The following is a 25,046-nucleotide window of genomic DNA, read 5'->3' as shown; positions in this document are numbered from 1 at the left end:
CCGAGGAACTCGGACAGGAGCTGCCGGACGGTGTGCCCGGTGTCGGCGGCTTACCGGGTCAGCGACGCGAAGAAGCCCTGCGGTCCGACCCTGTTCTCCGGCAGTGTCGACAGCTGCTCGGGGAGCGGTGCGTCCAGGTCGAGGTCCTCGTCCGGGCAGCCCAGCCACCGGGCGAGTGCCCGCACCGGGGCGCTGTCCGGGTGCAAGCGGGACTGCAAGATGTCGAACTTGCCGGACGCCTCCGCGGTGGTGCCGGCGACGACGGGGACGAGTCCGGGCAGGATTCGGATCTGGGCGGGGTCGCGACCGTCCGCGGCCGCGGCCGACCGGATCTCCCGGGCGAACTGCTGCGCCGGCCCCAGCCCGAACTGGGTGGCATAGATCGCCTCCGCATGGGCCGCCGCGAAAGCCTTGCCCTGAGCGGACGAACCCGCCTGCACCAGCACTGGTCGGCCCTGTGGGGAACGGGTGACGTTCAGGGGCCCGGCGACGGTGAAGAACTCGCCGCGATGATCCACCGCGTGCACCTTGTCGGGGTCGGCGAATCGCGCCGACGCCTGGTCGCCGATCAGTGCGTCGTCTTCCCAGCTGTCCCACAGCTTCTTCGTCAGTTCGACGTACTCGCCGGCACGCCGGTAGCGTTCGTCGCGCTCGGGGAGATGCTCGATGCCGAAGTTACGGGCGGCGTTCGGCTCGAACGTGGTGACCACGTTCCACCCGGCCCGGCCGCCGCTCACATGATCGAGCGAGAGAATTCTGCGCGCCAGGTTGTACGGCAGATTCAGTGTGGACGTGGCGGTCGGGATCAGCCCGACACGTTCGGTCGACACGGCCAGAGCGCTCGTGAGCAGAATCGGGTCCAGTGTGGCCGCGGGACCGCGGGCGATGCCCGGCTGCTGTACTGGGATGTCCGGGAACAGTAATCCGTCGAGGAGTCCGCGCTCCGCCACGGCGGCCACCCGGCGGTAATGGTCGAGACTGATGAACGACTCCGGTGCCAGCTCAGGATCCAGCCAGGCGGCCGGGTGATATCCGGCGCTTCCGACGTTGACGAGGAAGTGCAGCGAGCGACCGTCGACTCCGCCCATCACGCCACCACCCGGTCCGTCGAGGTCGGCACGGTGTGAGCCGGGATCTTCAGGCCCAGGTGCCCTCGCAGAGTTGTCGTCTCGTACTCGGTGCGGAACCGGCCGCGGCGCTGCAGGATCGGGACGACATGGTCGACGAAATCGTCGAATCCGCTGGGCAGCACGTCGGGCATCAGGTTGAACCCGTCGGCGACGCCTTTGTCCACCCAGTCCAGGATCGCGTCGGCGATCTGCTCCGGGGTGCCGGTGACGATGCGGTGCCCGGCGCCGCCGCCGAGTCGGCGCAGTAGTTGGCGAACTGTCAGATTCTCGCGCTGCGCCAGTCCGACGGCGATCTTGTAGAACGTCTGCGAGCCGCCTGCCTCGTCCGCGTCCGTCAGCAGGTGCCAGGGCAGAGGCCCGTCGAGGACGAGCGCGTCCTCGGAGACGCCGAGCTGACCCGACAGTCGGGTGAGCGCGTACTCGGGCGGCACGAGTTCGGCGAGTAGGTCGCGGCGGCGCAGCGCTTCCGCCTCGGTGCTGCCGATCACGGTCGACAGGCCCGGCAGGACCACGACGTCTTCGGCCCTGCGCCCGTAACCGACGGCGCGGGCCTTGACGTCTCGGTAGTACTCGGCAGCTTCCTGTTCCGTCTGCGCGGCCGTGAAGATCACCTCACCGACTCGGGCGGCGAGTGCCCGCCCGTTCGTCGATGCACCGGCCTGCACCACCACCGGCTCCCCTTGTGGTGAGCGCGGAACGTTCAACGGTCCGGCGACGTCGAAGTGGGGGCCGTGGTGGTCGGTGCGGTGGATCTTGTCGGGGTCGGCGAATCGCCATGCCGGTTTGTCGCCCACCAGGGCGTCGGGCTCCCAGCTGTTCCATAGTTTCCGCACCACCTCGACGAACTCGGCGGCCCGGGTATAGCGGCCAGCGTGGTCGGGTTCGTCGTCGAAGCCGAAGTTGCGCGCCGATTCCCTGCCCGCCGTGGTCACCACGTTCCAGCCCGACCGGCCACCGCTGAGCTGGTCGAGTGTGGCGAAACGCCGTGCGACGTCGTACGGGTCGTTGTAGGTCGAGGACAGTGTGCCGATCAGACCGATCGTCTCCGTCGCAGCGGCGACCGCGGCCAGCACGACGGACGGTTCGAGGCTGTTGAACGGCCGGTAGCGCAGGTCTTCCCGGATCGCCGGACCGTCGGCGAGGAAGATCGCGTCGAGCCTGGCTGCCTCCGCTTTCCGGGCGATGTCGATGTAGTGGTCGAGCCCGAAGGAGGCGAGCGGATCGGTTCCGGGAAACCTCCAGGACCCGCCGAAGACGCCTGCGTTGAGAATGTTGACGTTGAGGTGAACCTGCCTGCTCACTGCTCCTCCTCGGCCGGCGCGCCCGCTGCGATGGCGGACTTGCCGAGGTTGGCGACGACGAAGTCGCTCTGCGGGAAATGAATCCGGCCCACCATGGCGTTGCGGTGGTGCCGTTCGAGTGGGTTGCTGCGAGACAGTCCCGGGTTCCCGGTGAGGTCGAGCGCTGACTCGGTGATCCGGATCGCCGTCGTCGTCGCCACGTGCTTCGCCAACGCGGGCAGGGCGCTGTTGGTCTCCACTACCGCCGCCGCGTGCCGCAGCAGTGCACGGCTGGTCTGCAGTTGCGCTTCGATCTCCCCCACGCGGTCGTGGAAGCGCGGCACCGTGGCCAGCGGCGCGCCCAGCGCGGTGGGCACTCGGGTGTGGAGGTACCGGACCAGCCAGTCCCTCGTCGCGATCGACACCCCGTTGTAGTTGGCGGCCAGGAGCAGGGGCAGCGCCTGCCTGCCTGCACTGCGGACCTTGCCGGTGCCGTCGTTCGGGTCGCGCAGATCCACCAACCGGGAGTGCGGAATCCGGGCATTGTCGAAGATCACGGTCTGCGTGTCCGACGCGCGCAGCCCGAGGTGGTCCCACGTCTGCTTTACCCGCCAGCCCGTGGCCTGGCGGTCGAACAGGAACGTGGCCACCTTCGGCTGGGGATCCGCGGTGGTGGCTGTGACGGTGAACCAGTGCAGCCCCGAGATACCCGTTCCGTAGGCCTTCTCGCCGTCGATCCGCCAGCTGCCGTCGGGCAGGCGGGTGGCCGTGGTGGCGGGGACGCCTCCGCGGGACAGACTGCCGAGTTCGCGTTCCACCGCGAGACCGTTGATGAGGGCGCCCTCGGTGACCGCTGTGCGGAACACGGCGGCCTTCAGGTCGTCGGGCCACGGGTTGTCGGGTCGTTGGAGCGTCAAGTGGTTGGTGTAATTCCACTGCAGGATCAGTCCCACCGACGGGTCCGCCGCCCCGACGCGCTCGATCACCTCGACGGCCTCGGCAATTCCGGCGCCGCCCCCACCGAACTGCTCGGGCACCGTCAGTGACTGCGCCCCGATCCGGCGCAGCGCATCGAACGCGTCGAACGGGAACTCCCCGGTGAGGTCGTGGTATTCGGCGCGGGAGGCGATGAACTCGAGAACCTCGCGGAATCGGTTTTCGTCGAGTCCTCGCACGGTGGTGCGGGGTTCGGTCACTCCGACAGTCATGTGAAGCTTTCCTTCCTGGTGCGGCCGGCAGTCTCGGTCACCTCGAGGCCGAGATTGCCCCGCAGAGTGCGGTGGGTGTATTCGGGGCGGAAGAGTCCGCGGCTCACCAGATGCGGCACCACCTGTTCGACGAAGGCCTCGAGGCCGGTACCCACGTCCCCCGGCATGATCGTGAAGCCGTCGGTGGCACCGCTGCGGAACCATGCTTCGATCCGGTCCGCGATCTGTTCGCCGGTCCCGACGGCCAGCTGGTGACCCGCCCCTCCTGCGAACTTGTGGATCAACTGCCGTGCGGTGAGGGGTTCGCCGGCGAGCAGTGCACGTGTGCTCGCGGCGAATCCGGCCGAACGGGGCAGCGACGACTCCGTGCCCGGAAGATCGTCGGCACTGATCACCGTGTCGAGCCGGAGCCGCTCAGGATCGAGACCGAGTTGTCCCGCGAGCTGCCGCAATGCCGGCTCGAGCGGAATCGTCTCGCGCAGTTCCTCCTCGCGCCGCCGGGCCTCGGCCTCGGTGCCGCCGACGACGGTGATGAGACCGGTCGAGACTTTGACCCGGTCGGGGTCGCGCCCGTTCGCCGCCGCCCTGCCGCGGATGTCGGTCCTGAGGTTCCTCGCGACGTCGACGGTCTGTGCTGCCGAGAACACGAGATCCGCGTACTTTCCCGCCAGGGCGAGGCCGCCTTCCGACGCGCCTGCCTGCACGATCAGCGGCCTGCCCTGTGGTGAGCGCGGCAGCGGCAACGGGCCCGCGACCGACAGGATCGGACCACGATGGCCGGGAGGAGTGATCCGGTCCGGGTCGGCGAACCGCCCGCTCTCGGTGTCCCCGATGATCGCGCCGGCTTCCCACCCGTCCCAGAGCTTGGCCACGACATCGACGAATTCGTCTGCTCTGCGATATCTTTCGTCCTTGTCGGGAGGCTCCGAGAACCCGAAATTGGCGGACGCCGCTGGATGCTGGGTGGTGACCACGTTCCACCCGGCCCGACCGCCCGTGAGATGGTCGAGCGACAGGTATCGCCGGGCCAGGTTGTAGGGATCGTTGTAGGTGGACGATCCCGTCGCGATCACCCCGATGTGTTCCGTTCCGGCGGCCGCATCGGCCAGCATGACCACAGGATCGAGACCGAGGCCGGGAGCGTGGTGAATGTCCGAGGACAGCGCGGGACTGTCACCGACGAAAACGGCGTCGAGGTGTCCGCGCTCGGCGATCCGGATGAGACGACGGAAGTGCGCCGGATCCACGAAATCGCCGGGGTTGTTGCCCTCCACCCGCCAGGAGCCGCGGAAGTGCCCGGGTGTGAGAAGTGAAATATTCAGGTGCAGTTGCGAACTCATGGTCACGTGCTTCAGTATCGAGCGGGAAGGTGAGGCGAACAAGCCAGTGACGCTACGAAATTCGTTAAGAAATCCTCAAACCGGGTCGGACGACCGCAGACGGTTCACGACGCGAGCTGCAGTGGCCCCGCGACCATCCGCAATGCCCTGATGGCCGCGGCCACCGCGGGGCGCTCGATCGACGCCTGACGGTACGTGACGCCGATCTGCCGCGCGCCGTTGGCGACGGGGCACGCGACGAGGTGCCGGTGGGCCTCGGAGACCGCCATCTCGGGGACCACGGCCACCCCGAAACCGGCTTCGACCATTTCCGCCATCCCCGTGAAGCTGCCGCACCGATGCTCGATCCGGGGCGTGAATCCGGCCTGACGGCACGCGAACATCACCGACACGATGGAGGGGGCCCCGTCGGAGGCGGCGATCCAATCCACGTCGGCGACCGCGCCGAGCCCGTGCTGCCTCGCGCGCTCCCGCAACGGAGTCGGAGCCAGGAGCACCAGTGGGTCGTCGAACAGGAACTCCGAGGCGAGACCGGCGGGAAGGTCGCGTGCACGGAACGAGTAGGTGTAGGTGATCGCCAGATCGACTTCCTGCTGCCGGACGGCAGGCACCGAATTGACCGGCATCGCGTCGATGAGTCGCACCCGCAATCCGCGGTGCTCTCGACCCAGTCGCGTGGCCACCGGCAGCGCGAGCCGGGTCAGGGCGGTCTGGAACGTCGCCAGAGTGAGGACGCCGGTGACGGATTCTCCCGTCGCCGCGACGGCGCTCTCCGCTTCTTCCAGTGCGGCAACGACTCTCGATGTGTGATCGACCAGCACCCGGCCCGCGTGGGTGAGACGCAGCACGCGCCCCTCTCTGCGGGTCAGGACCGCGCCGACCTCGTCCTCGAGGATCCTCAACTGCTGGGACACCGCGGACGTGGTGATCCCGTGCAGTTCGGACACAGCCGTCATCGTCGTGTGCTCGGCGAGGTCGCGGAGCAGAATCAACCGTCGAATGTCATACACAGGTGGTCCTCGTGGGTAGATCGGCCGGTCGCGCGGGATCTCCGGTCGACCGTATTCCCATCCTGCCCACCGGCGACCGTTCAGCACAGGTTTGTGATCACGACGATTCTGTTCAGTACACCTTGTCGCGCGCACTCGATCCTCGACGCCAAGGCTCTTTCCGGGGATGGAGCGGCGATCAAGAATTCTTCGGCTCGCCGTACCGGTCGGCGAACGACTTGGGTGTGGTGCCGTTGACCAGGTAGTCGCCGATGACCGTCGGCTTGTAGACCACGGGGTTGTGTGAGGCGAGAGTGCGGGCGTTCCGCCAGTGGCGGTCCAGATTGCGTCCCTCTCGCACCGCGGAGGAACCACCCGCGTTGAAAATGAGGTTGGCGGAGTCCAGGACCGCGTCGATCACGGCGATCTGCGCCGCGGACGTGTTCACGAAGACCTCCGCGAACAGGTCGCGGGTGGGCCCCTCGGCCGCGAACCGTGCGTTGACATCTTCGAGTTCCTGCGCGATCCGCTGCAGGATGCTGTCGACGACCAGAACGTTCTTCGCGATCTTCCCGACCACGCCGAGGACCGCGTAGTCCGACGTCGCCGCATCGGACGGCGCATGCAGACTCGTCCGGGTGCGGCTGCGCACGAGTTCCACTGCGTCGTCTCGCACGTTGCGGTTGATCCCCGCCAGCGTCGCCAGGTGCACGATCTGCACGAACGAGGACTGCTGGTCGAGGAATCCCGGGCGGTGCCCGAACTCGCCGAATTCTGCGACCGGTGCCGCCTCGAACTTCGTGGTTCCACTGGCGGTGAGCCGTTGACCGATCCCGTCCCAGTCGTCGATACGGTCGACACCCGCCGCGGTGGCCGCCACGACCACGAAACGGCGCCGCGCATCGCCGTCCGTCACGGCGACCCGGATGTAGTCGGCGTAGAGGGTTCCCGTCGTGTAGTACTTCTCGCCGGATACCACTGCCTCACCGTCGTGGTCGGTGACGGTGGTCGAGATGTCGAACGTTCCCCGGCCGGTGGGCTCTGACTGTGCGTTGCCGAATGCCGCTCCCGCACCGATCTTTTCCAGCCAGTGGGCCCGAACCGGTCCGTCGTCCAGGTTGCGGAGGATTTCGACGGTGGTGAAGTGCCCCCGCAGGATCTGCGGAATGTTGGAATCGGCCTGCCCGAGCTCCGCGAGGAGTTCGAAGAGCTCGGGCAGGGTCGCCCCGTGGCCACCGAACTCGACCGGGACGCGCAGAGCACCGAACCCCGCGGCGAACAGCTCGGCCACCTCCGCGTATGGCAGCTCCCGGGCGCGTTCGCGCTGCGCCGCGCCGGCGGCGATGCGCGCGAAGATCTCCCGGAACCGCGGGAGGGAACGGTCCACGGCGGTGGAATGGTCGCTGACGCGGCCGGTCAGGGTAACAGCGGTCATGAAGGGTCTCCTCGGACGACGTGATCGAGCGCCGTCACCCGGACGGGTGACGGCCGACGGAACGGTCTACCGGCCGGGCCCGAAGGGAACGACCGGAAGCCCAGGTTCTCGTCCCATCTCATATCGAGACATGTTGCCGATCAACACAATCAGCCTTGACGCTTTGTGTAGATCCGCTAAATCCGCGTCTCGTCGCCGTGTGCCCGTGCAGGCTCGTTCGCGGGCAGGCCTGCGTCCTTCCATGCGGCGAACCCGCCGTCGATGTGCACCACGTTGCGGAAGCCCCGCTCGAGCAATCCCTCCGCCACCGGGCCGGACCCCGCAATGGATCCGCACACGACGACGATCGGCTGGTCGAGCGAGATGATCTCGGCGTGCTTCGTGGGTGAGTCGAGTCCGAACTGTTCGTCGAGTGCGTCGCGGTCGGCAACGATCGCTCCCGGGACCTCGCCGTTCTCTCCGCGCCCCTTGTCGCTGCGCACGTCCACGAGCACGGCGCCGCCGTTGACGGCCGCGGCCGCGAGCACCGGGGTGACGAGAGCGGGGGTGAGTCGGCCGGCGGTGTCGGTGTTGTCGGTCATGTGATGTCCTTTTCGGTAGGTGGTTGTCCGGATGTCAGAGCGCAGCGGCGAGAAGTTGGTTCTCGCCGGGTACGGCGTGCAGTAGGTTTCGGGTGTAGGCCTCGCGCGGCGCGCCGAAGATGTCGTCGACACGTCCCGACTCCACCACCCGCCCGCCGCGCATCACGGTGACGTCGTCGGCGATCAACCGCACCACGCCCAGGTCGTGGGTGATGAACAGGTACGTCAGCCCGAATTCGGCCTGTACGTCGACGAGGAGTTGCAGGATCTGCGATTGAACCGAGACGTCGAGGGCCGAGACCGCCTCGTCGAGAACGACGATTCTCGGGTCGGCGGCGAGTGCCCTCGCGATCGCGACGCGCTGCCGTTGCCCGCCCGACAGTTCGACGGGTTTGCGCCGGAGAAACGTGCTGTCGAGCGCCACCGCGTCGAGCAATTCGACCACCCGTGTGCGGCGTTCGGTTCGATTGTTCCGAATCTTGAACGCAGCCAGCGGTTCCGCGATGATCTGCTCGATGCTGAGCTTGGGGTCGAGTGACGAGTAGGGGTTCTGGCGTACCAGCTGGATCCTGCGTCGCACCGGCCGCAGCCGGCGGTGGGACAGGCCGTCGATCCTGTCGCCTTCGAGCAGAACCTCGCCGGCGTCCGGTCGGCTGAGCCCGACCGCGATTCGCGCGAGTGTGGACTTGCCTGCTCCCGATTCACCGACCACGGCGTGGGTGGAACCGGCGGTCACACCGACGGTCACACCGTCGACCGCGACGAACTCGGAGGCCTTCGAGCCCGACCCGACGGTGAACCGCCTGGTCACGTCGCGCAATTCCAGGACGGGGCCCGCGGCCGCGGTGTCGTCCACGGCGCGCGCCGCGAGCGCGAGCGGTGACGGCCCGAGGCGCGCGCTGCGGAACGACGGCGCCGCGGCGATCAGCGACCGGGTGTATTCCTGCCCCGGATTCTCGACCAGCTCCCGCGTCTCGCCTTGTTCGACGATCCTCCCCTGCCGCATGACGACCACGCGGTCCGCCCGGTCGAACGCCACACCGAGGTCGTGGGTGACGAGTAGGACGCCGAGCCCGAGGGTGTCGCGGAGAACCGCGAGGTGGTCGAGGATCACCTTCTGGACCGTCACGTCGAGCGCCGACGTGGGCTCGTCCGCCACCAGCAGTGCCGGATCACTCGCGAGGGCAATCGCGATGAGGACTCGCTGCTTCATCCCGCCGGAGAGTTCGTGCGGGAACTGCGAGTAGATCCGTTCGACACTGTTCAGTCCGGCGAGGCGCAGTTTTTCGAGCGCCAACTCCCGCGCCGGACCCGATTCGACCTTCCGGTGCAGCCGGATCGCCTCGAGGACCTGCACCCCGACTCTTTTCACCGGGTTGAGCGAGGTGCCGGGATCCTGTGGAACGAACCCGACGAACGGACCGCGCAGCTGTGCCAGCTGCCGGTCCTTCCACCGGGTCACGTCCCGCCCACCCAGGTGGATCGTGCCGGACTCGATGGACGCCGACGACGGCAGGAGCCGCAACGCGGCATGGACGGTGGTGCTCTTGCCCGAGCCCGATTCACCGACGACGGCGACGAACTCACCCGGGTGGACGCTCAGCCCCACACCCTCGACGGCGGTCTTCCCGGCCCCTCGAGCGGTACGGTAGCTGACCCGCAGATCGTCGATCTGCAGCAGCGGACCGTGCCCCTGTTCGACGTCGCTCATCTCTGGTCTCCTAGCGATTTGCTGATGCGGTTGGTGGCGAGCACGACTACGGCGATCAGGACGCCGGGCAGGATCGAGATCCAGGGGTAGGTGGCGAGGTAGTCGCGCCCCTCCGACACGGCGAGCCCCCACTCGGGCTCCGGCGGCGGCGCTCCGTAACCGAGGAAGCCCAGTGCCGCCACGGCAAGGATGGCCGAACCGCATTCGAGCGCAGCCAACGACAACACGGCGGTGACCGAGTTCGGCAGCACGTGCCGGACCACGACCCGACCGAAGCCTGCTCCCGATCCGTAGGCCGCCTCCACGTAGTCGCTCTGGGCGACCTTCAGCACCTCGGAGCGCATCACCCGGGCGAATGCCGCAACCGCGGAGATGCCTACCGCCAACGCCACATTGAAGGTTCCGTATCCGAGTGCCGTCACCACCGTCATGGCGAGCAGGAGCGCCGGAATCGCGAGCAGCACATCGACGAAGCGCATGACGATCGCATCGGTGCGACCGCCGACGAACCCGCTGAGCAGACCGACGACCGAACCGACTACGAACCCCACCAATACCGCGAGCAACGTCGCACTGAGCGTCGTGGACGCCCCGAAGATCACGCGGGCGAGGAGGTCCCGGCCGAGGCGGTCGGTCCCGAAGAGGTGGTCGGGACCGGGTGGGCTGAAGCTGGCGTCGACGTCACCGTCGTAGGGACTGAACGACGTGAACCAGCCCGGCGCCACCGCCCAGAGAACGACCGTGACGATCACCAGCCAGGACAGGACCAGGCCCGGTGCGGTCGACGCGAGCCGCACGAACCGCACGAACCGGTCGCCGGCGGTGTCGGCGGTGGATGAGGCCGATGAGCGGAAATCGAATGTGGTCACTGTGGTGCCTCCTTACCCGGCCGCCGGGGCGGCGCCGGCCAGGACCCGCGTGCGCAGCCGCGGGTCGAGCAGCGGATAGACGATGTCGACCACGAAATTGACGACCACGAAGACGACGGCCGCGAACACCACCACCGCCTGCACGAGCATCACGTCCTGCGTGCGGACTGCCGTCTCGGTCAGCCGGCCGAGGCCGGACCGCGAGTAGATGGTCTCGACGATCACGGCGCCGGCCAGCAAATTCCCGAGGGTGAGTCCGGCAATCGTCAGTGCGGGCAGGCTCGCGTTCTTGAGAACATCGCGCACCAGAACCCACAACCGGCTGGCGCCCTTCGCGACGGACACCGTGACGTAGGGCGCGTTCAACCCGAGTTCGATGTTCTTCAGCAGCAGCTGCGCGATGGGCGCCGACACCGGTATCGCCAGCGTGACGGCGGGCAGCACGAGCGAGGCGAAGCCGTCGTTTCCGATGGGGGGAAACCATCGCAGCTGGAACGAGAAGACCTGCAGGATCGCGAGCCCCACCAAGAACACCGGTACGGACACACCGGCCGCGGGGAGGGACGCGATGGCCTGCGACAGCCACGAACTGCGGGTGTACGCCGCCGACAGCGCAATTGCGAACGCCACGATCACCGCGAGCAGCAGTGCGGCACCCGCGAGGATCGCCGTCTGCGGCAACACCGCGAAGATCATCGACCACACGTTCTCCCCCGTGCGCACCGAATGCCCGAAGTCCCCGTGCAAGGCACCGAACAGTCGCGTGGCGTACTGCACGACCACCGGCTGATCGAGACCGTAGTGTGCGCGCGCCGCGTCCTTGTCGGCGTCACTGACCAGTTCCGCCTCGCTCGGGTCGAACATGAGGTCGACGGTGTCGTACGGAAGCACGTACAGCAGGACGAACGTGAGCGAGTACGCCGCCCACACGACGAACAGGGACTGACCCAGTTTGGCGAGGATGTACCGTCCCATTGTTCAGCCCTGCTCTATCCAGGTGTCGTAGAACACGTTTCGCGACTGTGCCTCGTAGCCCACGTTGTGGACCTTCGGGTTGGCCGCGGTCACCTGGGCCGGGTTGTACACCGGCACACTGAGGATCTCCTCGTTGAGAACGAAGTCCTGCGCCGCGGCGGCCGCGGCGGCACGCTTGGCCGGATCGAGTGTCTCGTTGACGGCGCGGAACGTGTCGATCGCCTTCTGCCGGACGGGGTTGTCCGCAGTGATGGCGGCGCCGTTCGTGAACAGCGGCGAGTAGGTCTGCTCGAGCACCGCCACGTCCGATCGGCTGGTATTGAACACCTGGACGTTCCATTTGCCCTGCAGCTTGCTCGCCGCCTGGTAATCGGGGATGGGAAGGACCTGCAACTGCAGGTCCACACCGATGTCACGCAGATCCTGCTGGATGAGTTCGAACGCGGGCTTGTTGATCACCAGGTTGTTGATGGCGAGCAGACTCAGGTTGAGCGGCTTGCCGTCGGCGTTGACGCGAATACCGTCCGGGCCTTCCTTCCAGCCGGCCTGATCCAGGATCCGCTTCGCCTCGTCCTGGTTCTCGACCAGTCGATCGCTGAAGTCCGCATATCCCGGCACGCGCTCCGAGACCACCGAGGACGACGGCCGGTAGCTGTCGGTCAGTACCGTCTTCGCCAGCGCGTCCCGGCTCCAGCCGAGTTTGACGGCCTCGCGCACGGCACGCTCGTTGGTCGGGAAGAGATCGGTCTTGAAATCGAATGCGATATCGCGGCCCGGGATCAGCTGGGGAACGATCTCGCAGCCCTCGGCGCGCAGCGGCGCCTCGTCGGTCGTGTTGACGTCCAGGATCGCGTCCACCTCACCCGAGCGCAACGCCCCCGTCCGGACCCCGGCCTCCGGGATGACGAGCACTTCCACGGCGTCGAGGTAGGCGCCACCGTTGTGCCCCCGGCTCGCCGGCGCCCAGTTGTATCCTTCCCGCTTCCGCAGGACGGTCTTCTCCTGGTACACGTGTTCGGTCACCACGAACGGCCCGGTCGCCACGATGTTCTGTGGAAGGGCGCGGTCCTCTTTCCTCAACTGCAGCGTCGTGTGCCCGAGGATCCCGGCAAAGTACATCGAGAGGCCCTGGAGGAAACCGGCACTCGGCTTGTCGAGGGTGACCTTCACGGTGCTCGGATCGATGACCTCCGTGCCGAGGTACCCGCCCCAGTACGCGGATACCGGGACGACACCGAGTTCCTTGTTGCCGAAACCGAGGAGGTCGAAGTTCTCCTTCACCGAGTCCGCTGTCAACGGCGTGCCGTCGCTGAACGTGACGTCGTTCCGCAGGTGGAACGTGAATTCCGTCAGAGTCTCGTTGACGTCCCAGGACGTCGCCAGCCAGGGCTCGAGAGCACCCGATTCGGGATTCTGATAGACGAGCTTGTCGCTGATGTTGCTCGTGATCAGCGACTCCGGGTACGAGCTACCGGAATGCGGATCGAGGTTCGCCGGCGCGTCCAGGACGGCGAACCGGAGGGTCCCGCCGGGAACCGGATCCCCTCCGACGTTCGAGGAGGCCACCGACTGGGATGCGGCGCACCCGGTGAGCACCAGTGCTGCGGCGGCCGTAGCCGCAATCAGAGCTGTTGCTCTGCCGACGAATCTTCGGGTCATCTGACGGAACTCCTCAATGCATGGACGAACGGAAGGAAGACGAGACACGCGCGTGGCGCCGAATCCACCCCGACGACGGTCGGGCGGACGGGACGATCAGGGAATCGGAGGTACGAACTCCGAATCGGGTGCCCGCAGGCGCCCGGTCACGAGATCAGCGACAACAGTGGAACGCAGCGGAGGAGAACAGGGGGCCATGGGCGCTCATCACGTTCTTCCTTCCGCGTCTCGACACTCGTCACAACTGTGACCAGCTGAGTGTGCACAGTGCCGGAATGACGAACAACCAACCTGAACTACGAGGTTCTTTAAGATTCGCTCAAGGGAACGATCGGCCGACGATCGGCGGTCGCAGTGCGCCCGGTCGAGCTGATCTGCTTCCCCATCCTCGGTGAACGGGGACGGAAATGCGTCCGTATCCGTTTACGACTCCGAGACCCGGGGAACGTCGTAGGCGAAGGTGATGCCAGATGTTGAATTCCGAGATCTCGAACCCCGTGCGGTCCGCCCGAAGCTTCCTCGACCGGCGCCGGGGGCCGTCGGACCGTGAACTCGTGACCACTGCGAAGGCGGTCCTGATCACCAGACGCGGCTACAGCGATGCCCAGGCTTTCGACGAACTACTCGACGTGGCGCGCAGGCACCACCTCTCCGTGCAGGGCGCTGCCCGGTGCCTGATCGATCTCACCAGCAACACCGGTCACCTCACGAGTCGCAGGCCGGTCGCATTCCCCGAGTGGGAAGGACTCCGCGGACCGTCCTCCGGACACCACCGTCGTCCGTCGCAGCGGATGGACAGTTTGCAGGGACGCCACCACCCCCACCTCGCGACACAGGTTCGACCGTGATGACACCTGATGTGTAGGCGAATGTGTCAAGTGGGCATGATAGGGCGCCACCGGGGAGTTACCCCGACAGCGCCATGCACTTCGTCAAGCGGAGGTGGGCGGGCGGAGTGAGCGCTGGGTCGACGCAGCTATTGAAACAGGCGTGACCATTCGCAACGCCACCGTCATTGCAGCGATATCCTTAGATACATCCGCGAGAGGCCAGCAGTGATGCATTTCTTCGACAACGACTCGAACCGGAAGAATCGATGTAGTCGATGACTGACATCGATCCTTTCGCGACGCAACGTGGCGCGACGGGTTCGATCACGGCGGAGCTGGCAGCCGCCGGATTCGAGGACGCACAAGAGATCGGCCGCGGCGGTTTCGGCGTCGTCTACCGGTGCACCCAGGCGGCGCTCGACCGCACCGTGGCAATCAAGGTCCTCACCGCAGACCTCGACGAGGAGAACCGGGAACGGTTCCTGCGTGAGCAGCGCGCGGCGGGCAGGCTGACCGGACACCCCAATGTCGTCAATGTCCTCCATGTGGGCGTCACCGACACCGGTCGGCCGTACATCGTCATGCCGTACCACGCCCATGACTCACTCGACACCCGGATCCGGCGCGACGGACCGCTCCCGCTCGACGAAGCGCTGCGGCTCGGGGTGAAGATGGCCGGTGCCCTCGAGACTGCCCACCGCCTCGGGATCCTTCATCGCGACGTCAAACCCGGGAACATCCTGGTCACCGACTACGGCGAGCCGGCGCTGTCAGATTTCGGCATCGCCCGTATCGCCGGCGGGTTCGAAACCACCGCCGGCGTCGTGACGGGTTCGCCGGCGTTCACCGCCCCCGAGGTGGTGACAGGCGAACCCCCGAGTGCTGCTGCCGATGTCTACGGCCTCGGTGCCACGTTGTTCGCAGTGATGACCGGTCACGCTGCCTTCGAACGCCGCAGTGGGGAGCAGGTGGTGGCCCAGTTCCTGAGGATCACCGCCGAGCCCGTTCCGGACCCACGGAAGCACGGCATTCCCGAGGACGTCAGCACGATCATCGAACGTGCGATGTCCGGCACCCCGGCGAGCCGCCCCTCCGCCACGGAACTCGGTCAGCAACTCCGCGCATCCCAACGTCTCCATAATTTTCCCGTCGACGAGATGGCACTGCACACCGAACCGGGAGACAGCCATCGGGAGGAGAACGTGGCGGCGGCGGCCGACCAACTCGTTCCCACCGCGCACGAATTCTTTCGTGAAGTGACAAGTTTCGTCGGACGCCGAAATGAAGTGGCCGCGGTCAAGGCGCGGCTCGCGGATTCTCGGATAGTGACACTCACCGGATTCGGAGGGGTAGGTAAGACCCGGCTGGCGTGCCGCGTCGCCTCGGAAGTGCGCAGAACCTACGCCGACGGCATCTGGTTCGTGGATCTCGCCGCGATCTCCCTTCCAGAACTTGTCGTCAGCGCAATTGCCGAGGGGCTCGATATCCGAGACGGAGTGACTGCGGATGGTACTCACTACCTCTTCGAATTCCTCGGTGGAAGGCATGCGCTCATCGTCCTGGACAACTGTGAGCACTTGATCGAGGCGTGCGGCACGGTCGCCGCCGAGATCGTTCGGCGGTCGGACCGCGTGCAGATCCTGGCAACCAGTCGGGAACCGCTCGGTGTGCTGGGTGAGGCGGTGTTCGAGGTTCCTCCCCTCTCGGTTCTGGATGAGGCTCAGCTCGCCGAGGGACGAGAAGGAAAGAGCTTTCATTCCGAGGCGGTCGATCTTTTCGAGCAACGCGCCGCATCCGTCGTCCCCGGATACACCCTCGACGACGAGAGCCGCCTGGGGGTTGCCCGTCTGTGCCGGCGGCTGGACGGCATCCCTCTGGCTATCGAACTCGCAGCTGTCCGGATCAGGTCCCTTCCCCTCGACCGCGTCCTGTCGCGGGAGGGCGCACTGTTCGATCTGTTGACTCGGGGAAACCGTGGCGGTCCGGTGCGGCATCAAACGCTGCGTGGCGCCATCGATTGGAGCTTCGATCTGTGCTCACCGGAGGAGCAAGTCCTGTGGGCGCGGCTGTCTGTATTCGCGGGCAGTTTCGATTTCGATGCAGTCGAGAGCGTGTGCACCGATCCGGACATCGTTCCGGATGCTCTTGAATTGATCTCCACTCTTGTCGAAAAATCGGTCGTTTCCACCGTTCAGTCCGGATCCACTGTCCGATACAAATTGCTGGAAAGCATCAAGGACTACGCGGTCGAGAGACTTGCCGAGCAAGGTGACGAGGACAAGTGGCACAGGAATCATCGAGACTATTTCCTGCGTTTGTCCGAACGCAGCGAGGCTCAGTCACTGGCATCGGGCCAGCTGGAATGGAACCGTCGCCTCCGGCACGAGCGGGCGAATCTACGGTCGGCGCTGGAGTACTGCCTGTCCACCCCCGGGGAGGCCCGAACCGGTCTCCGGATGGCGGGTTCGCTGTGGTTCTTCTGGAACGCGAGCGGCCTGCTGCGAGACGGGCGGTACTGGTTGACCCGAGCCTTGGAGGCCGACCAGGATCCGAGCCGCGAGAGGGCGAAAGCGCTCTGGGTGATCGGTTGGTACGCAATGATTCAGGGCGACATCGCGACCTCCAAGCGCTACTTGCTGGAATGCAGCGACGTCGCGGAATCGATCGGTGATCGAACCGCCCAGGCGTTTGCGCTTCAGTTCCGAGGCGCGGCGGAGGAGATCGACGGAAATCTCGAAGAAGCGTTGGAGCTTCTCACTGCCGGCACGTCACATCACGCCGAGTCAGGGGAAGTCAACTCCCTGACACTGTTGGGCGGCGCCCAATTAGCTTTCGTGCACTGCCTGTCCGGCAACCTGGAACAATCCCTTGCCTGGGCGGAGGAAACAATCGCCAGGGGTAAATCGCTGCCGGAGCGGTTCTCGACGTCGTGGGCGCTGTGGGCCCGCGGACTTGCCCTGTGGACCCAGCGCAAGTACCCGCAAGCTTCGGATTCGTTGAAGGAAGCGATCGAACTGAAGCAGTCACTGAGCGACTGGCTGGGTGTGAGTGCATGCACCGAGATTCTTGCGTGGATCGCGATCGAGGAAGGCAATCCCTCTCGATCCGCACGTCTGCTGGGTATCGGGCGCACTCTGTGTGGCGAGATGGGCAGCTCTCCACTCTTCGGAAACGAAGAGTTGATCCGCACACGAACTCGCTACGAGAACCGCACCCGTCAACTGCTGGGTGACTCTGCATTCGAGCGAGAATCCCAGGCCGGTGAACGCCTCGAACACCTCGCGTCGATCGAATTCGCGTTGCAAAAGCGCACGTCCAAGCCGGCGGCGCCGGCCACTCCTTCAGCGCAGGTGAAGCTCACACCTCGCGAGAAGGAAGTGGGAAGGCTCGTCGCGGAGGGACTCACGAACAAGGAGATCGCGGAGCGACTGGTCATCTCGCCTCGTACCGCAGAAGGACACGTGGACCGCATCCTCACGAAGACCGGGCATCGATCCCGCGCGCAGCTTGCCGCCTGGATCGCCCGCGAGGAGAGCATCGATTCCAGAAAGCCGTAGTGCCGTTCCGAACAGACCGGTCCGCCTTCTCTTCCTCGGAGTACCTGCGTAGGAAATGCAGGTAGTGAAGCACGTAGATCACCGCCGTCACACGCGTCGCGCAATTGCGAGTCTTATCGGCATGAACAGCACGCACCTCCACCAGAACAACTCACACACCAGCATCTCCTCCTGGAAGCGGTTCTCCACCGCCGCAGTCGCCACCGCCGCACTCGGCGTCATCCCCGCCGGCACCGCAGCCGCCACCACAGCTGCCGCCACCCCCGTCGCCGCCGTCGTCGCACCTGGCACTCCCCGCGACCACGACAACACCATGCAGCAGCAGAGCCGGCACGACCGGCAACGCGACCAAAGGCAGGACCGCCGCACCGAAACCACCATCGGCGACCAAATCCTTGCCGGCTGGCACAGCAGCACCCCGGTGTAAGGCGTTTGCACCGTCGATCGCCCCGACCTCACCTCACCACCCACCAGAGAAATCCCCAGAAGGAGTAATGAGCATGACCGAAACCCGCACCACCGAGGCGACCACCACCACGACGGTCGCGACCGTCGACATGAAACTCGAGGTCCTCGTCCTCCCCGTCTCCGACATGGATCGCGCCACCGACTTCTACACGAAACTCAGCTGGCGACGAGACTTCACACCGCCCGACTCCGGCGTCGTCCAGTTCACCCCGCCCGGCGCCGCCACCTCGATCCATTTCGGCACTGGCCTGACCGCCGCCGCACCCGGCTCCGCCACAGCCTTCCTCATCGTCTCCGACATCGTCGCCGCCCACCAGCAGCTGGTCGCCGCCGGAACCGATGTCAGCGACATCTTCCACTACACCGCGAACGGCCCGGTCCCCGGACCGGACCCCGACCATTCCAGCTACAACTCGTACGCCAGCTTCGACGATCCCGACGGCAACACCTGGAAGTTGCAGGAAGTCACCACCCGGCTGCCCGGCCGCATCGACTCCGCAGCAACAACATTCAGTTCCCACCGCGAACTGGTGACGGCGCTTTTCCGCGCGGCCATCGCCCACGGTGAACACGAGAAGCGCAACGGCGGACAGTACGACGAGAACTGGCCCGACTGGTACGCCGCCTACATGGTCGCCGAACAGGCCGGGACAGAGCTGCCCGTCTGAGGCTCCGACCCGCCCAAAGACCATTCTCGACCACCAATCAACACAGCAAGGACCCCACATGCCTGTCACATCCGAAGTCGCGATCCGGCCGTTCACGTTCGAGTTCCCTGAGTCCGAACTCGAGGCGCTGCGCCAGCGCATCGCGGCCACACGGTGGCCCGACAAGGAGACCGTCGCAGATCAGTCGCAGGGCGTGCCGCTCGCGACGAGCCAGGCACTCGCGCAGTACTGGGCGTCGGATTATGACTGGCGCAAGGTCGAGGCGAAGCTGAACGCTCTGCCGCAGTTCATCACAGAGATCGATGGGCTCGACATTCACTTCATTCACATTCGCTCGAAGCACGAGGACGCGTTGCCGCTCATCGTCACGCACGGGTGGCCCGGGTCGATCATCGAGCAGCTGAAGATCATCGAACCGCTGACCGATCCCACCGCTCATGGTGGTGACGCATCGGACGCTTTCCATCTGGTGATTCCGTCGGGGCCCGGCTACGGGTTCTCGGGCAAGCCGACCACCACCGGCTGGGGCCTCGACCGCATCGCACGTGCCTGGATCGAGCTGATGAAGCGCCTCGGATACACGCGGTACGCGGCGCAAGGCGGCGACTGGGGCGCGATCGTCACGGAACTGATGGCTCTACAGGCGCCGCCGGAACTGGTCGGCATTCACACCAACATGGCTTCTGTGGTTCCACCCGAGATCGATCAGGCGCTCCGCACCGGCAACCCACTGCCGTCCGATCTCTCCGACGACGAAAAGGCCGCCTCCGACCAGCTGGCCTTCTTCTACCAGCACATCGGCTACGCCGTGGAGATGGGGACGCGCCCACAGACACTGACCGGATTGACGGATTCGCCCGTCGGACTGGCAACGTTCATGCTCGACCACGACGCGAAGAGTTTGGAGCTGATCTCCCGGGCCTTTGCCGGACAGCCCGAAGGCCTGACGCGAGACGACGTCCTCGACAACATCACGCTGTTCTGGCTGACGAACACCGCGGTGTCCGCAGCTCGGCTCTATTGGGAACTCACGTCCCCGGCGTTCCTCGCCACCAGGGGCGTCTCCATCCCGGTTGCCGTGAGCGTCTTTCCCGACGAGCTCTATCAGGCACCGCACAGTTGGACGGAGAAGGCGTATCCCAACCTCGTCCACTACAACAAGCTCGACAAGGGCGGGCACTTCGCGGCCTGGGAACAGCCACAGCTCCTGGCAGAAGAGATTCGCGTGGGCCTGCGGTCGCTTCGATAGCCGACCGTCGTCGGACGTGTGCACCGGCCCACGTCCTGCCGCGGGCGACCGGGTGGCTCACCGCGAGCCACCCGGTCGCCCCGGCTGCGCGGCCACGCCGTGCGTTCTCACCGCAACCGCCCCAGATCGTCTCGTTTCACACACGAAAAAGGTATGAACCATGTTCGCTGTTCAGTTCGATTCTCCTGGATACATCGATGTGCTCCAGGTGCGAAATATTCCGGTCCCCAGTCCGGGTGAGGGTGAAGTACTCATCGCCCTCGAAGCATCGGCGATCAATCCCGCCGACGTGAAAATTCGTAGCGGGATGATCACACCTCAGGGAAGTGCGCCGTTCACGCTCGGATACGACCTGGTGGGCACCGTAAAACAGACGGGACCGAATGCCGGCCGGTTTCTGCCCGGTGATCGGGTCATTGGTGCCTCGACGTCGGCCGTCACCGGAAACGGGACATGGTCGGAGTTCGTCTGCCTCCCGGAGACGTCCCTTGCCCGTGCCCCCGAAAACGTCGACTCGGCCATCCTTGCCCAGTTACCTCTACCCGGCTTGACCGCGATGCAGGCCGTCGATGCTCTGCAGTTGACTCCGGGAGCCGACGTGCTCGTCGCCGGAGCCGCCGGCGCGGTCGGACGTATCGCCCTGCAGCTTCTCCACCTCCGCGGATACCGCGCGCACGCGTTGGTTCGGCGGGCCGAGCAGGCGGAATCGTTGCCGACCGGTGTAGCCGAGGAAGTACATATCGGCTCACTGCCGGTCTCCCGCGTCGACGCAGTGATCGACACCGCAGGAATTGACCTGTCCGCCGCGTTACGGCCCGGGGGGCACTACGTCACCGTTGTCCCGGGAAGCCCGCCCCACAGCGTGTCGCCGGAGAGCGCGACGCTGGTGATCACCCGCGAGTCCGGCGCGATGTTGCACGCACTCGCCGAACTCCTCGCCGCCGGTGAGCTCGACCTCCCCGGCTCGACAACGTTCACGTTCTCAGAGATCGAGGCTGCTCACCACGAGTACGACCGCCAGCTGGGACGCCGCATCACGCTCGTCGTCTGACCGGCACGGTAGCGGCCCACCGAGATCAGCGAAGAATCCATGAACGACGAATCCAATCGAGCCGGGCCCGCGGGCCGCCCGACCGAACTCACCCCGATGCCCGTGCCGCCGCCCGACGCGAAGGCACGATCGGGCGGTGGTTCGGGCAATTCGATGCCGGTCCGGGGCCGAGGCCGGACCGGAAACCTGCCGGTGGACCTGACCGGTTTCGTCGGCCGTCGCCACGAGGTGGGCGAGACGAAGAAGATGCTGTCCGCGTCCCGGCTGGTGACATTGACCGGGATCGGGGGCGTCGGGAAGACCCGGCTCGCGCTGCGAGTCGCCACCGACTCGCAGCGAGCGTTCACCGACGGGGTATGGCTGATCGAGCTCAGTGAGCTCTCCGATCCGGAGTTGGTGACCGGTGTCGTATCGGATGTCCTCGGACTGAGGAATCACACGGTGGACGCACCGTTGGTCCTGCTGACCGACCACCTCGCCGACAAGGATGTGTTGCTGGTGCTCGACAACTGTGAGCACCTGGTCGAGTCGGTGGCGGCACTGGCGGCCACCGTGTTGCGGACCTGCCCAGGGGTGCGCATCCTGGCGACGAGCCGGGAGCCGCTGAGGGTCAGGGGGGAGGCGGTGACCCGGGTTCCGCCGATGCAGACCCCCAACCCAGACCATGCGCCGTCGCTTCGCGGGTTGCCCGGCTACGAGTCGGTCGCGTTGTTTCTGCAACGAGCCGTCGCCGCCGTTCCCACGTTCGAACTCACGGAGGACAATCAGGTGGCGGTGGCGCAGATCTGCGCTCGCCTGGACGGATTGCCATTGCCGATCGAATTGGCCGCAGCTCGGCTGCGAGTCATGTCCGTGCACCAGATCCTCGACCGCTTGACCGATCGATACCGCCTGCTCACCGGCGGCAGCCGTGCCGCACCCGACCGGCAGAAGACGTTGCGGTGGTCCATCGACTGGAGCTACGAGCTGTGCACCCCGCAAGAGCAGCGTCTGTGGGCGCGGTTGACGGTGTTCGCCTGCAGCTTCGAACTCGACGCCGCCGAAGCCATCTGCGGCGACGATGATCGGGGCGGGGATCTCCTCGACGTCGTGTCGGCACTGGTCGACAAATCGATTTTGATCAGGGAAGAGGCCGGCGACGTGGTCCGGTACCGGATGCTGGATATCTTGAAAGAGTACGCCCAGGAAAAACTGCAGCCCACGGACGAATACCCCAACCTGCGCAGACGCTTTCAGGACTGGTACCAGGAGCTGATCACGCGTGCCGCGGCCGACATCATCAGTCCTCGTCAGCTGCATTGGCTCGATCTCCTCGATAGGGAACAGCCGAATCTTCGTGCTGCCCTGCATTTTGCGCTCTCCGAACCAGACGAGGCCGATGCCGGACTGCGCATGGCGGTCGGGTTGTCTCCGTTCTGGCTCTCCCGCGGATACGTCCGGGAGGGCCGGCTCTGGCTCGACCGGGTCCTCGCCGCCCACGTCGGCGAATCCGGTGCGGATCCGGCCACAGCCCTGTACCTGGTCAGCCTCTTCGCGGGAGTGCAGGGAGACGTGACTGAAGGTGTTGGTCTGCTGGCCCGCGCCGATTCCCTCGAGGATCGACCGGGCGCCACCTGGATGCGTGCGCTGCGGGGATTCGTCCGAGGATTCCTCGCTCTCTACAACCGCGACTCCGTCTCCGCCGTAATGTATTTCGATGAGGCGATCGGTGCCTCGCAAGAAACCGAGGGTGCCGACTTCTTACACGTAGTGAGCCTGTTGGGCAAAGGGCTCTCCTACGTGTCGCTCGGCGACGCGTCCAAGGCGCGCGTCTGCCACGCGGAGATGCTTGCCCTCGCCGGGACACTCGGCGACTTCGTGTACTGCGGGCGGTCCGCGATGATGGGGGCCTGGGCGTGGTGGTGCGATGGTGATCGCACCCGGGCGCGAGCGGTCATCGAGGAGGGAATCCGACTGTCGACTCGTGCCGACGACTCGTTCGGCATCGGCTGCAGCCTGGAAGCGCTCGCATGGATCGAGACCGACCACGATCCCGGCTGCGCCGCAGTCCTTCTCGGAGCCGCCGCCGCAATCTGGCGGGACGTCGGCGGAACCATGGCCAACTATCTCACCGGTCTGAGTTACCACAGCGACTGCGAACAGCAGGCACGCCGTGTGCTCGGTGACCGACAGTTCGAGGAGAAGTACCAGCACGGCAGCGCGTTCAGCGTCGACGACGCGGTCGAATACGCCTTCGATATACAGCCCGTGCCTGCGACGAGGACGCCCGAAGTCGGCACCCTGAGCCGACGTGAACGACAAGTCGCCGAGCTCGTCGCCGAGGGACTGACCAACAGGGCGATCGCCGCAAAGCTGGTCATCTCGCAGCGGACCGCACAGGGGCACGTCGAACGGATCCTCTCCAAACTCGGCTACACCTCGCGAACGCAGATCGCCACGTGGCTCGTGGAACAGCGACACCAGCAGAACCCCGGCCCCGAGATGCGAACTCACCACTCATGACCATGCCGGCGTTGCATACCGCCGCCACTGATCGCACCGACCAGCCACCCGGGCGACCGTGACCGATCGCCCACACCGTGCGTCCCCCTCTCTTGTCAGGTGAGTGGACGAGCGATACCATCACGATTACCAAAACTGGAAACACATTTCGAAAGTAGGAAATCTTGAAGGTCCAGCGAATTGCCGTGATCGGCGCAGGGCCCGCCGGGCTGAGTGCAGCCAAACACCTCATCGGACGGGGCTTCGACGTCACCGTCTACGAGAAGGGGTCCGAGGTCGGTGGGCTGTGGGTATACGACAACGACAACGGGATCGGCGCGGCATATCAGTCGCTGCGGATCAACTCCGAAGCGAAGGACACCGGTTACCGCGACTTTCCGATACCCGCGGAGGCATCCCTGTTCCCCACTCACTATGAGATGCGGGCTTACTTCGACGCCTACGCCGACCACTTCGGTTTGCGTCAGCACATCGTTGTCAACACCACGGTCGACAGCGTCGAGCCGGTAGCAGAAGCACCCGCCTGCCCGCGCTGGAAGCTGAAGCTGAACGATGGCACGGAACCCGAATTCGACCGTGTGGTGGTAGCGAACGGACACCAGTCGATCCCGAGCCACCCCCCGTTCGCAGCCGACTTCACGGGTGAATACCTGCATTCACGGGACTACCGGGCGCCGGATCGCTTCGCCGGAAAGAAGGTCCTCGTGATCGGGACCGGAAACAGCGGCCTGGACATCGCTGCGGATGTCTGCATTGTGACGGACCGAACGGTGCTGGCTGCCCGCTCTCCCGTTCTGATCATGCCTCGAATGATGTTCGGTGCTCCGTTGTCACGCTTTCTGGCGAAGGTGGAGCGCCCCTGGCTACCTTGGCCGCTGGCGCGCCGGGTCCGAGAACTGGTCACGCTGGTCGCGCACGGGCGGATGGAGCAATGGGGCTTCACGACACCGAAAACACGGTCGCACCCGGCCAGTCACCCGACCGTGATGTCCCATATCGCGTGGAACCGAATCGCGGTCCGTCCCGGAACACACAGCGCCGAAGGCACTACCGTTCGATTCGACGACGGAACGGAAGAGGATTTCGACGCCGTGATCGCCGCGACCGGCTACCAGTTCGACATCCCGTTCCTCAGTAGCGAGGTGTCGCCGATCAACGGTGGACGCATCGACCTGTACCGAAGGGCCGTGTCTCCAAAATGGCCTGGCCTCTATTTCGTTGGACTGTTCGACGTCAGCGGCGGCGCCAATATCCGGATGATCGACATCCAGAGCCGTTGGCTCGCCGCGGTCATCTCCGGAGACGTCGACCTTCCCGACGAGGCCGCGATGCGATCGGCGATCGCTGAAGAACACGAGCAGATGGCTCGGCTGTACCCGTCGGGGCGTCGGTACGGACTCGAGTTGGACCCACGTGAGTACGGTCTCGCCGTTCGTGAAGACCTCGCGAAGGCGAAGGAGAAGGTCGCTGCATCGGCTCCGAACCCGCAACCTGTCTGATCGGTTGTGCCTCAACCGATACGAATTCCGCCCGGTGTCACCGAG

19 protein-coding genes are annotated in these 25,046 nt (G+C 65.9%); 8 read left to right on the top strand and 11 right to left on the bottom strand.

What is annotated here, in order from left to right; all coding sequences use genetic code 11:
* Positions 1-50: 50 nt before the first annotated feature.
* From BLV94_RS44035 to BLV94_RS43985, 11 genes are all read right to left on the bottom strand, one after another.
* The gene (locus tag BLV94_RS44035) at positions 51-1,088 is read right to left on the bottom strand and encodes an NtaA/DmoA family FMN-dependent monooxygenase (RefSeq protein ID WP_244163787.1); all 1,038 of its coding nucleotides are present in this window, start codon (positions 1,086-1,088) and stop codon (positions 51-53) included.
* A complete protein-coding gene (locus BLV94_RS44030; protein WP_072941305.1) occupies positions 1,088-2,431 on the bottom strand; it encodes an LLM class flavin-dependent oxidoreductase in 1,344 nt (447 codons plus the stop codon). The genes BLV94_RS44035 and BLV94_RS44030 overlap by 1 nt, the downstream gene beginning before the upstream one ends.
* A complete protein-coding gene (locus BLV94_RS44025) occupies positions 2,428-3,618 on the bottom strand; it encodes an acyl-CoA dehydrogenase family protein (protein ID WP_083395854.1) in 1,191 nt (396 codons plus the stop codon). Before BLV94_RS44025 ends, BLV94_RS44030 begins: the two co-directional genes overlap by 4 nt.
* Entirely contained in the window at positions 3,615-4,958 is a 1,344-nt protein-coding gene (locus tag BLV94_RS44020) for an NtaA/DmoA family FMN-dependent monooxygenase (protein WP_072941307.1), read from the bottom strand. Before BLV94_RS44020 ends, BLV94_RS44025 begins: the two co-directional genes overlap by 4 nt.
* 104 nt (positions 4,959-5,062) lie before the next feature.
* On the bottom strand, positions 5,063-5,968 hold the full coding sequence (locus BLV94_RS44015; protein WP_072941308.1) for a LysR family transcriptional regulator: 906 nt from the start codon (positions 5,966-5,968) through the stop codon (positions 5,063-5,065).
* 178 nt (positions 5,969-6,146) lie between these two features.
* Positions 6,147-7,382: an acyl-CoA dehydrogenase family protein gene (locus BLV94_RS44010; RefSeq protein WP_072941310.1), complete on the bottom strand. Its 1,236-nt coding sequence runs from the start codon at positions 7,380-7,382 to the stop codon at positions 6,147-6,149.
* Positions 7,383-7,558: 176 nt separating this feature from the next.
* Positions 7,559-7,963, bottom strand: a complete 405-nt coding sequence (locus tag BLV94_RS44005; RefSeq protein ID WP_072941313.1) for a rhodanese-like domain-containing protein — start codon at positions 7,961-7,963, stop codon at positions 7,559-7,561.
* A 34-nt stretch (positions 7,964-7,997) separates the two neighbouring features.
* Positions 7,998-9,674: a dipeptide ABC transporter ATP-binding protein gene (locus tag BLV94_RS44000; protein ID WP_072941316.1), complete on the bottom strand. Its 1,677-nt coding sequence runs from the start codon at positions 9,672-9,674 to the stop codon at positions 7,998-8,000.
* The gene (locus tag BLV94_RS43995) at positions 9,671-10,543 is read right to left on the bottom strand and encodes an ABC transporter permease (RefSeq protein WP_143051469.1); all 873 of its coding nucleotides are present in this window, start codon (positions 10,541-10,543) and stop codon (positions 9,671-9,673) included. Before BLV94_RS43995 ends, BLV94_RS44000 begins: the two co-directional genes overlap by 4 nt.
* A gap of 12 nt (positions 10,544-10,555) precedes the next feature.
* Entirely contained in the window at positions 10,556-11,518 is a 963-nt protein-coding gene (locus BLV94_RS43990; RefSeq protein WP_072941319.1) for an ABC transporter permease, read from the bottom strand.
* Positions 11,519-11,521: 3 nt separating this feature from the next.
* Positions 11,522-13,177, bottom strand: coding sequence for an ABC transporter substrate-binding protein (locus BLV94_RS43985; RefSeq protein ID WP_244163786.1), 1,656 nt, complete (start codon positions 13,175-13,177; stop codon positions 11,522-11,524).
* 470 nt (positions 13,178-13,647) lie between these two features.
* Here BLV94_RS43985 and BLV94_RS43980 point away from each other — a divergent pair, with 470 nt between their 5' ends.
* From BLV94_RS43980 to BLV94_RS43945, 8 genes are all read left to right on the top strand, one after another.
* Entirely contained in the window at positions 13,648-14,025 is a 378-nt protein-coding gene (locus BLV94_RS43980; protein ID WP_072941321.1) for an ANTAR domain-containing protein, read from the top strand.
* A 257-nt stretch (positions 14,026-14,282) separates the two neighbouring features.
* Positions 14,283-17,564 carry a protein kinase domain-containing protein gene (locus BLV94_RS43975; RefSeq protein ID WP_072941324.1) on the top strand — a complete coding sequence of 1,094 codons (3,282 nt, stop codon included), beginning with the start codon at positions 14,283-14,285 and terminating at the stop codon, positions 17,562-17,564.
* Between the two features lie 121 nt (positions 17,565-17,685).
* Entirely contained in the window at positions 17,686-17,991 is a 306-nt protein-coding gene (locus BLV94_RS43970) for a hypothetical protein (RefSeq protein WP_072941326.1), read from the top strand.
* Between the two features lie 73 nt (positions 17,992-18,064).
* On the top strand, positions 18,065-18,700 hold the full coding sequence (locus BLV94_RS43965) for a VOC family protein (RefSeq protein WP_244163785.1): 636 nt from the start codon (positions 18,065-18,067) through the stop codon (positions 18,698-18,700).
* A 58-nt stretch (positions 18,701-18,758) separates the two neighbouring features.
* On the top strand, positions 18,759-19,949 hold the full coding sequence (locus BLV94_RS43960) for an epoxide hydrolase family protein (RefSeq protein ID WP_072941332.1): 1,191 nt from the start codon (positions 18,759-18,761) through the stop codon (positions 19,947-19,949).
* A gap of 160 nt (positions 19,950-20,109) precedes the next feature.
* Positions 20,110-21,000 (top strand): NADP-dependent oxidoreductase, encoded by an 891-nt coding sequence (locus BLV94_RS43955; RefSeq protein WP_072941335.1) that lies wholly within the window; start codon positions 20,110-20,112, stop codon positions 20,998-21,000.
* Positions 21,001-21,039: 39 nt separating this feature from the next.
* Positions 21,040-23,502, top strand: coding sequence for an ATP-binding protein (locus tag BLV94_RS43950; protein WP_244163784.1), 2,463 nt, complete (start codon positions 21,040-21,042; stop codon positions 23,500-23,502).
* A gap of 164 nt (positions 23,503-23,666) precedes the next feature.
* On the top strand, positions 23,667-25,001 hold the full coding sequence (locus tag BLV94_RS43945) for a flavin-containing monooxygenase (protein ID WP_074933934.1): 1,335 nt from the start codon (positions 23,667-23,669) through the stop codon (positions 24,999-25,001).
* Positions 25,002-25,046: the final 45 nt, after the last annotated feature.

This window comes from Rhodococcus koreensis (genome assembly GCF_900105905.1).
Taxonomy (GTDB): domain Bacteria; phylum Actinomycetota; class Actinomycetes; order Mycobacteriales; family Mycobacteriaceae; genus Rhodococcus_F; species Rhodococcus_F koreensis.
The sequence above is the reverse complement of the archived record's forward strand: the minus strand, read 5'-3'. Positions and strand labels throughout refer to the sequence as shown.

Coding starts and splice junctions, on each gene's coding strand:
- BLV94_RS43970 (WP_072941326.1), top strand. CDS start 17,686: ATGAACAGCACGCACCTCCACCAGAACAACTCACACACCAGCATCTCC.
- BLV94_RS44025 (WP_083395854.1), bottom strand. CDS start 3,618: ATGACTGTCGGAGTGACCGAACCCCGCACCACCGTGCGAGGACTCGAC.
- BLV94_RS44035 (WP_244163787.1), bottom strand. CDS start 1,088: ATGGGCGGAGTCGACGGTCGCTCGCTGCACTTCCTCGTCAACGTCGGA.
- BLV94_RS44010 (WP_072941310.1), bottom strand. CDS start 7,382: ATGACCGCTGTTACCCTGACCGGCCGCGTCAGCGACCATTCCACCGCC.
- BLV94_RS43990 (WP_072941319.1), bottom strand. CDS start 11,518: ATGGGACGGTACATCCTCGCCAAACTGGGTCAGTCCCTGTTCGTCGTG.
- BLV94_RS43950 (WP_244163784.1), top strand. CDS start 21,040: ATGAACGACGAATCCAATCGAGCCGGGCCCGCGGGCCGCCCGACCGAA.
- BLV94_RS43960 (WP_072941332.1), top strand. CDS start 18,759: ATGCCTGTCACATCCGAAGTCGCGATCCGGCCGTTCACGTTCGAGTTC.
- BLV94_RS43985 (WP_244163786.1), bottom strand. CDS start 13,177: ATGACCCGAAGATTCGTCGGCAGAGCAACAGCTCTGATTGCGGCTACG.
- BLV94_RS43955 (WP_072941335.1), top strand. CDS start 20,110: ATGTTCGCTGTTCAGTTCGATTCTCCTGGATACATCGATGTGCTCCAG.
- BLV94_RS43975 (WP_072941324.1), top strand. CDS start 14,283: ATGACTGACATCGATCCTTTCGCGACGCAACGTGGCGCGACGGGTTCG.
- BLV94_RS44005 (WP_072941313.1), bottom strand. CDS start 7,963: ATGACCGACAACACCGACACCGCCGGCCGACTCACCCCCGCTCTCGTC.
- BLV94_RS44020 (WP_072941307.1), bottom strand. CDS start 4,958: ATGAGTTCGCAACTGCACCTGAATATTTCACTTCTCACACCCGGGCAC.
- BLV94_RS43965 (WP_244163785.1), top strand. CDS start 18,065: ATGACCGAAACCCGCACCACCGAGGCGACCACCACCACGACGGTCGCG.
- BLV94_RS44000 (WP_072941316.1), bottom strand. CDS start 9,674: ATGAGCGACGTCGAACAGGGGCACGGTCCGCTGCTGCAGATCGACGAT.
- BLV94_RS43980 (WP_072941321.1), top strand. CDS start 13,648: ATGTTGAATTCCGAGATCTCGAACCCCGTGCGGTCCGCCCGAAGCTTC.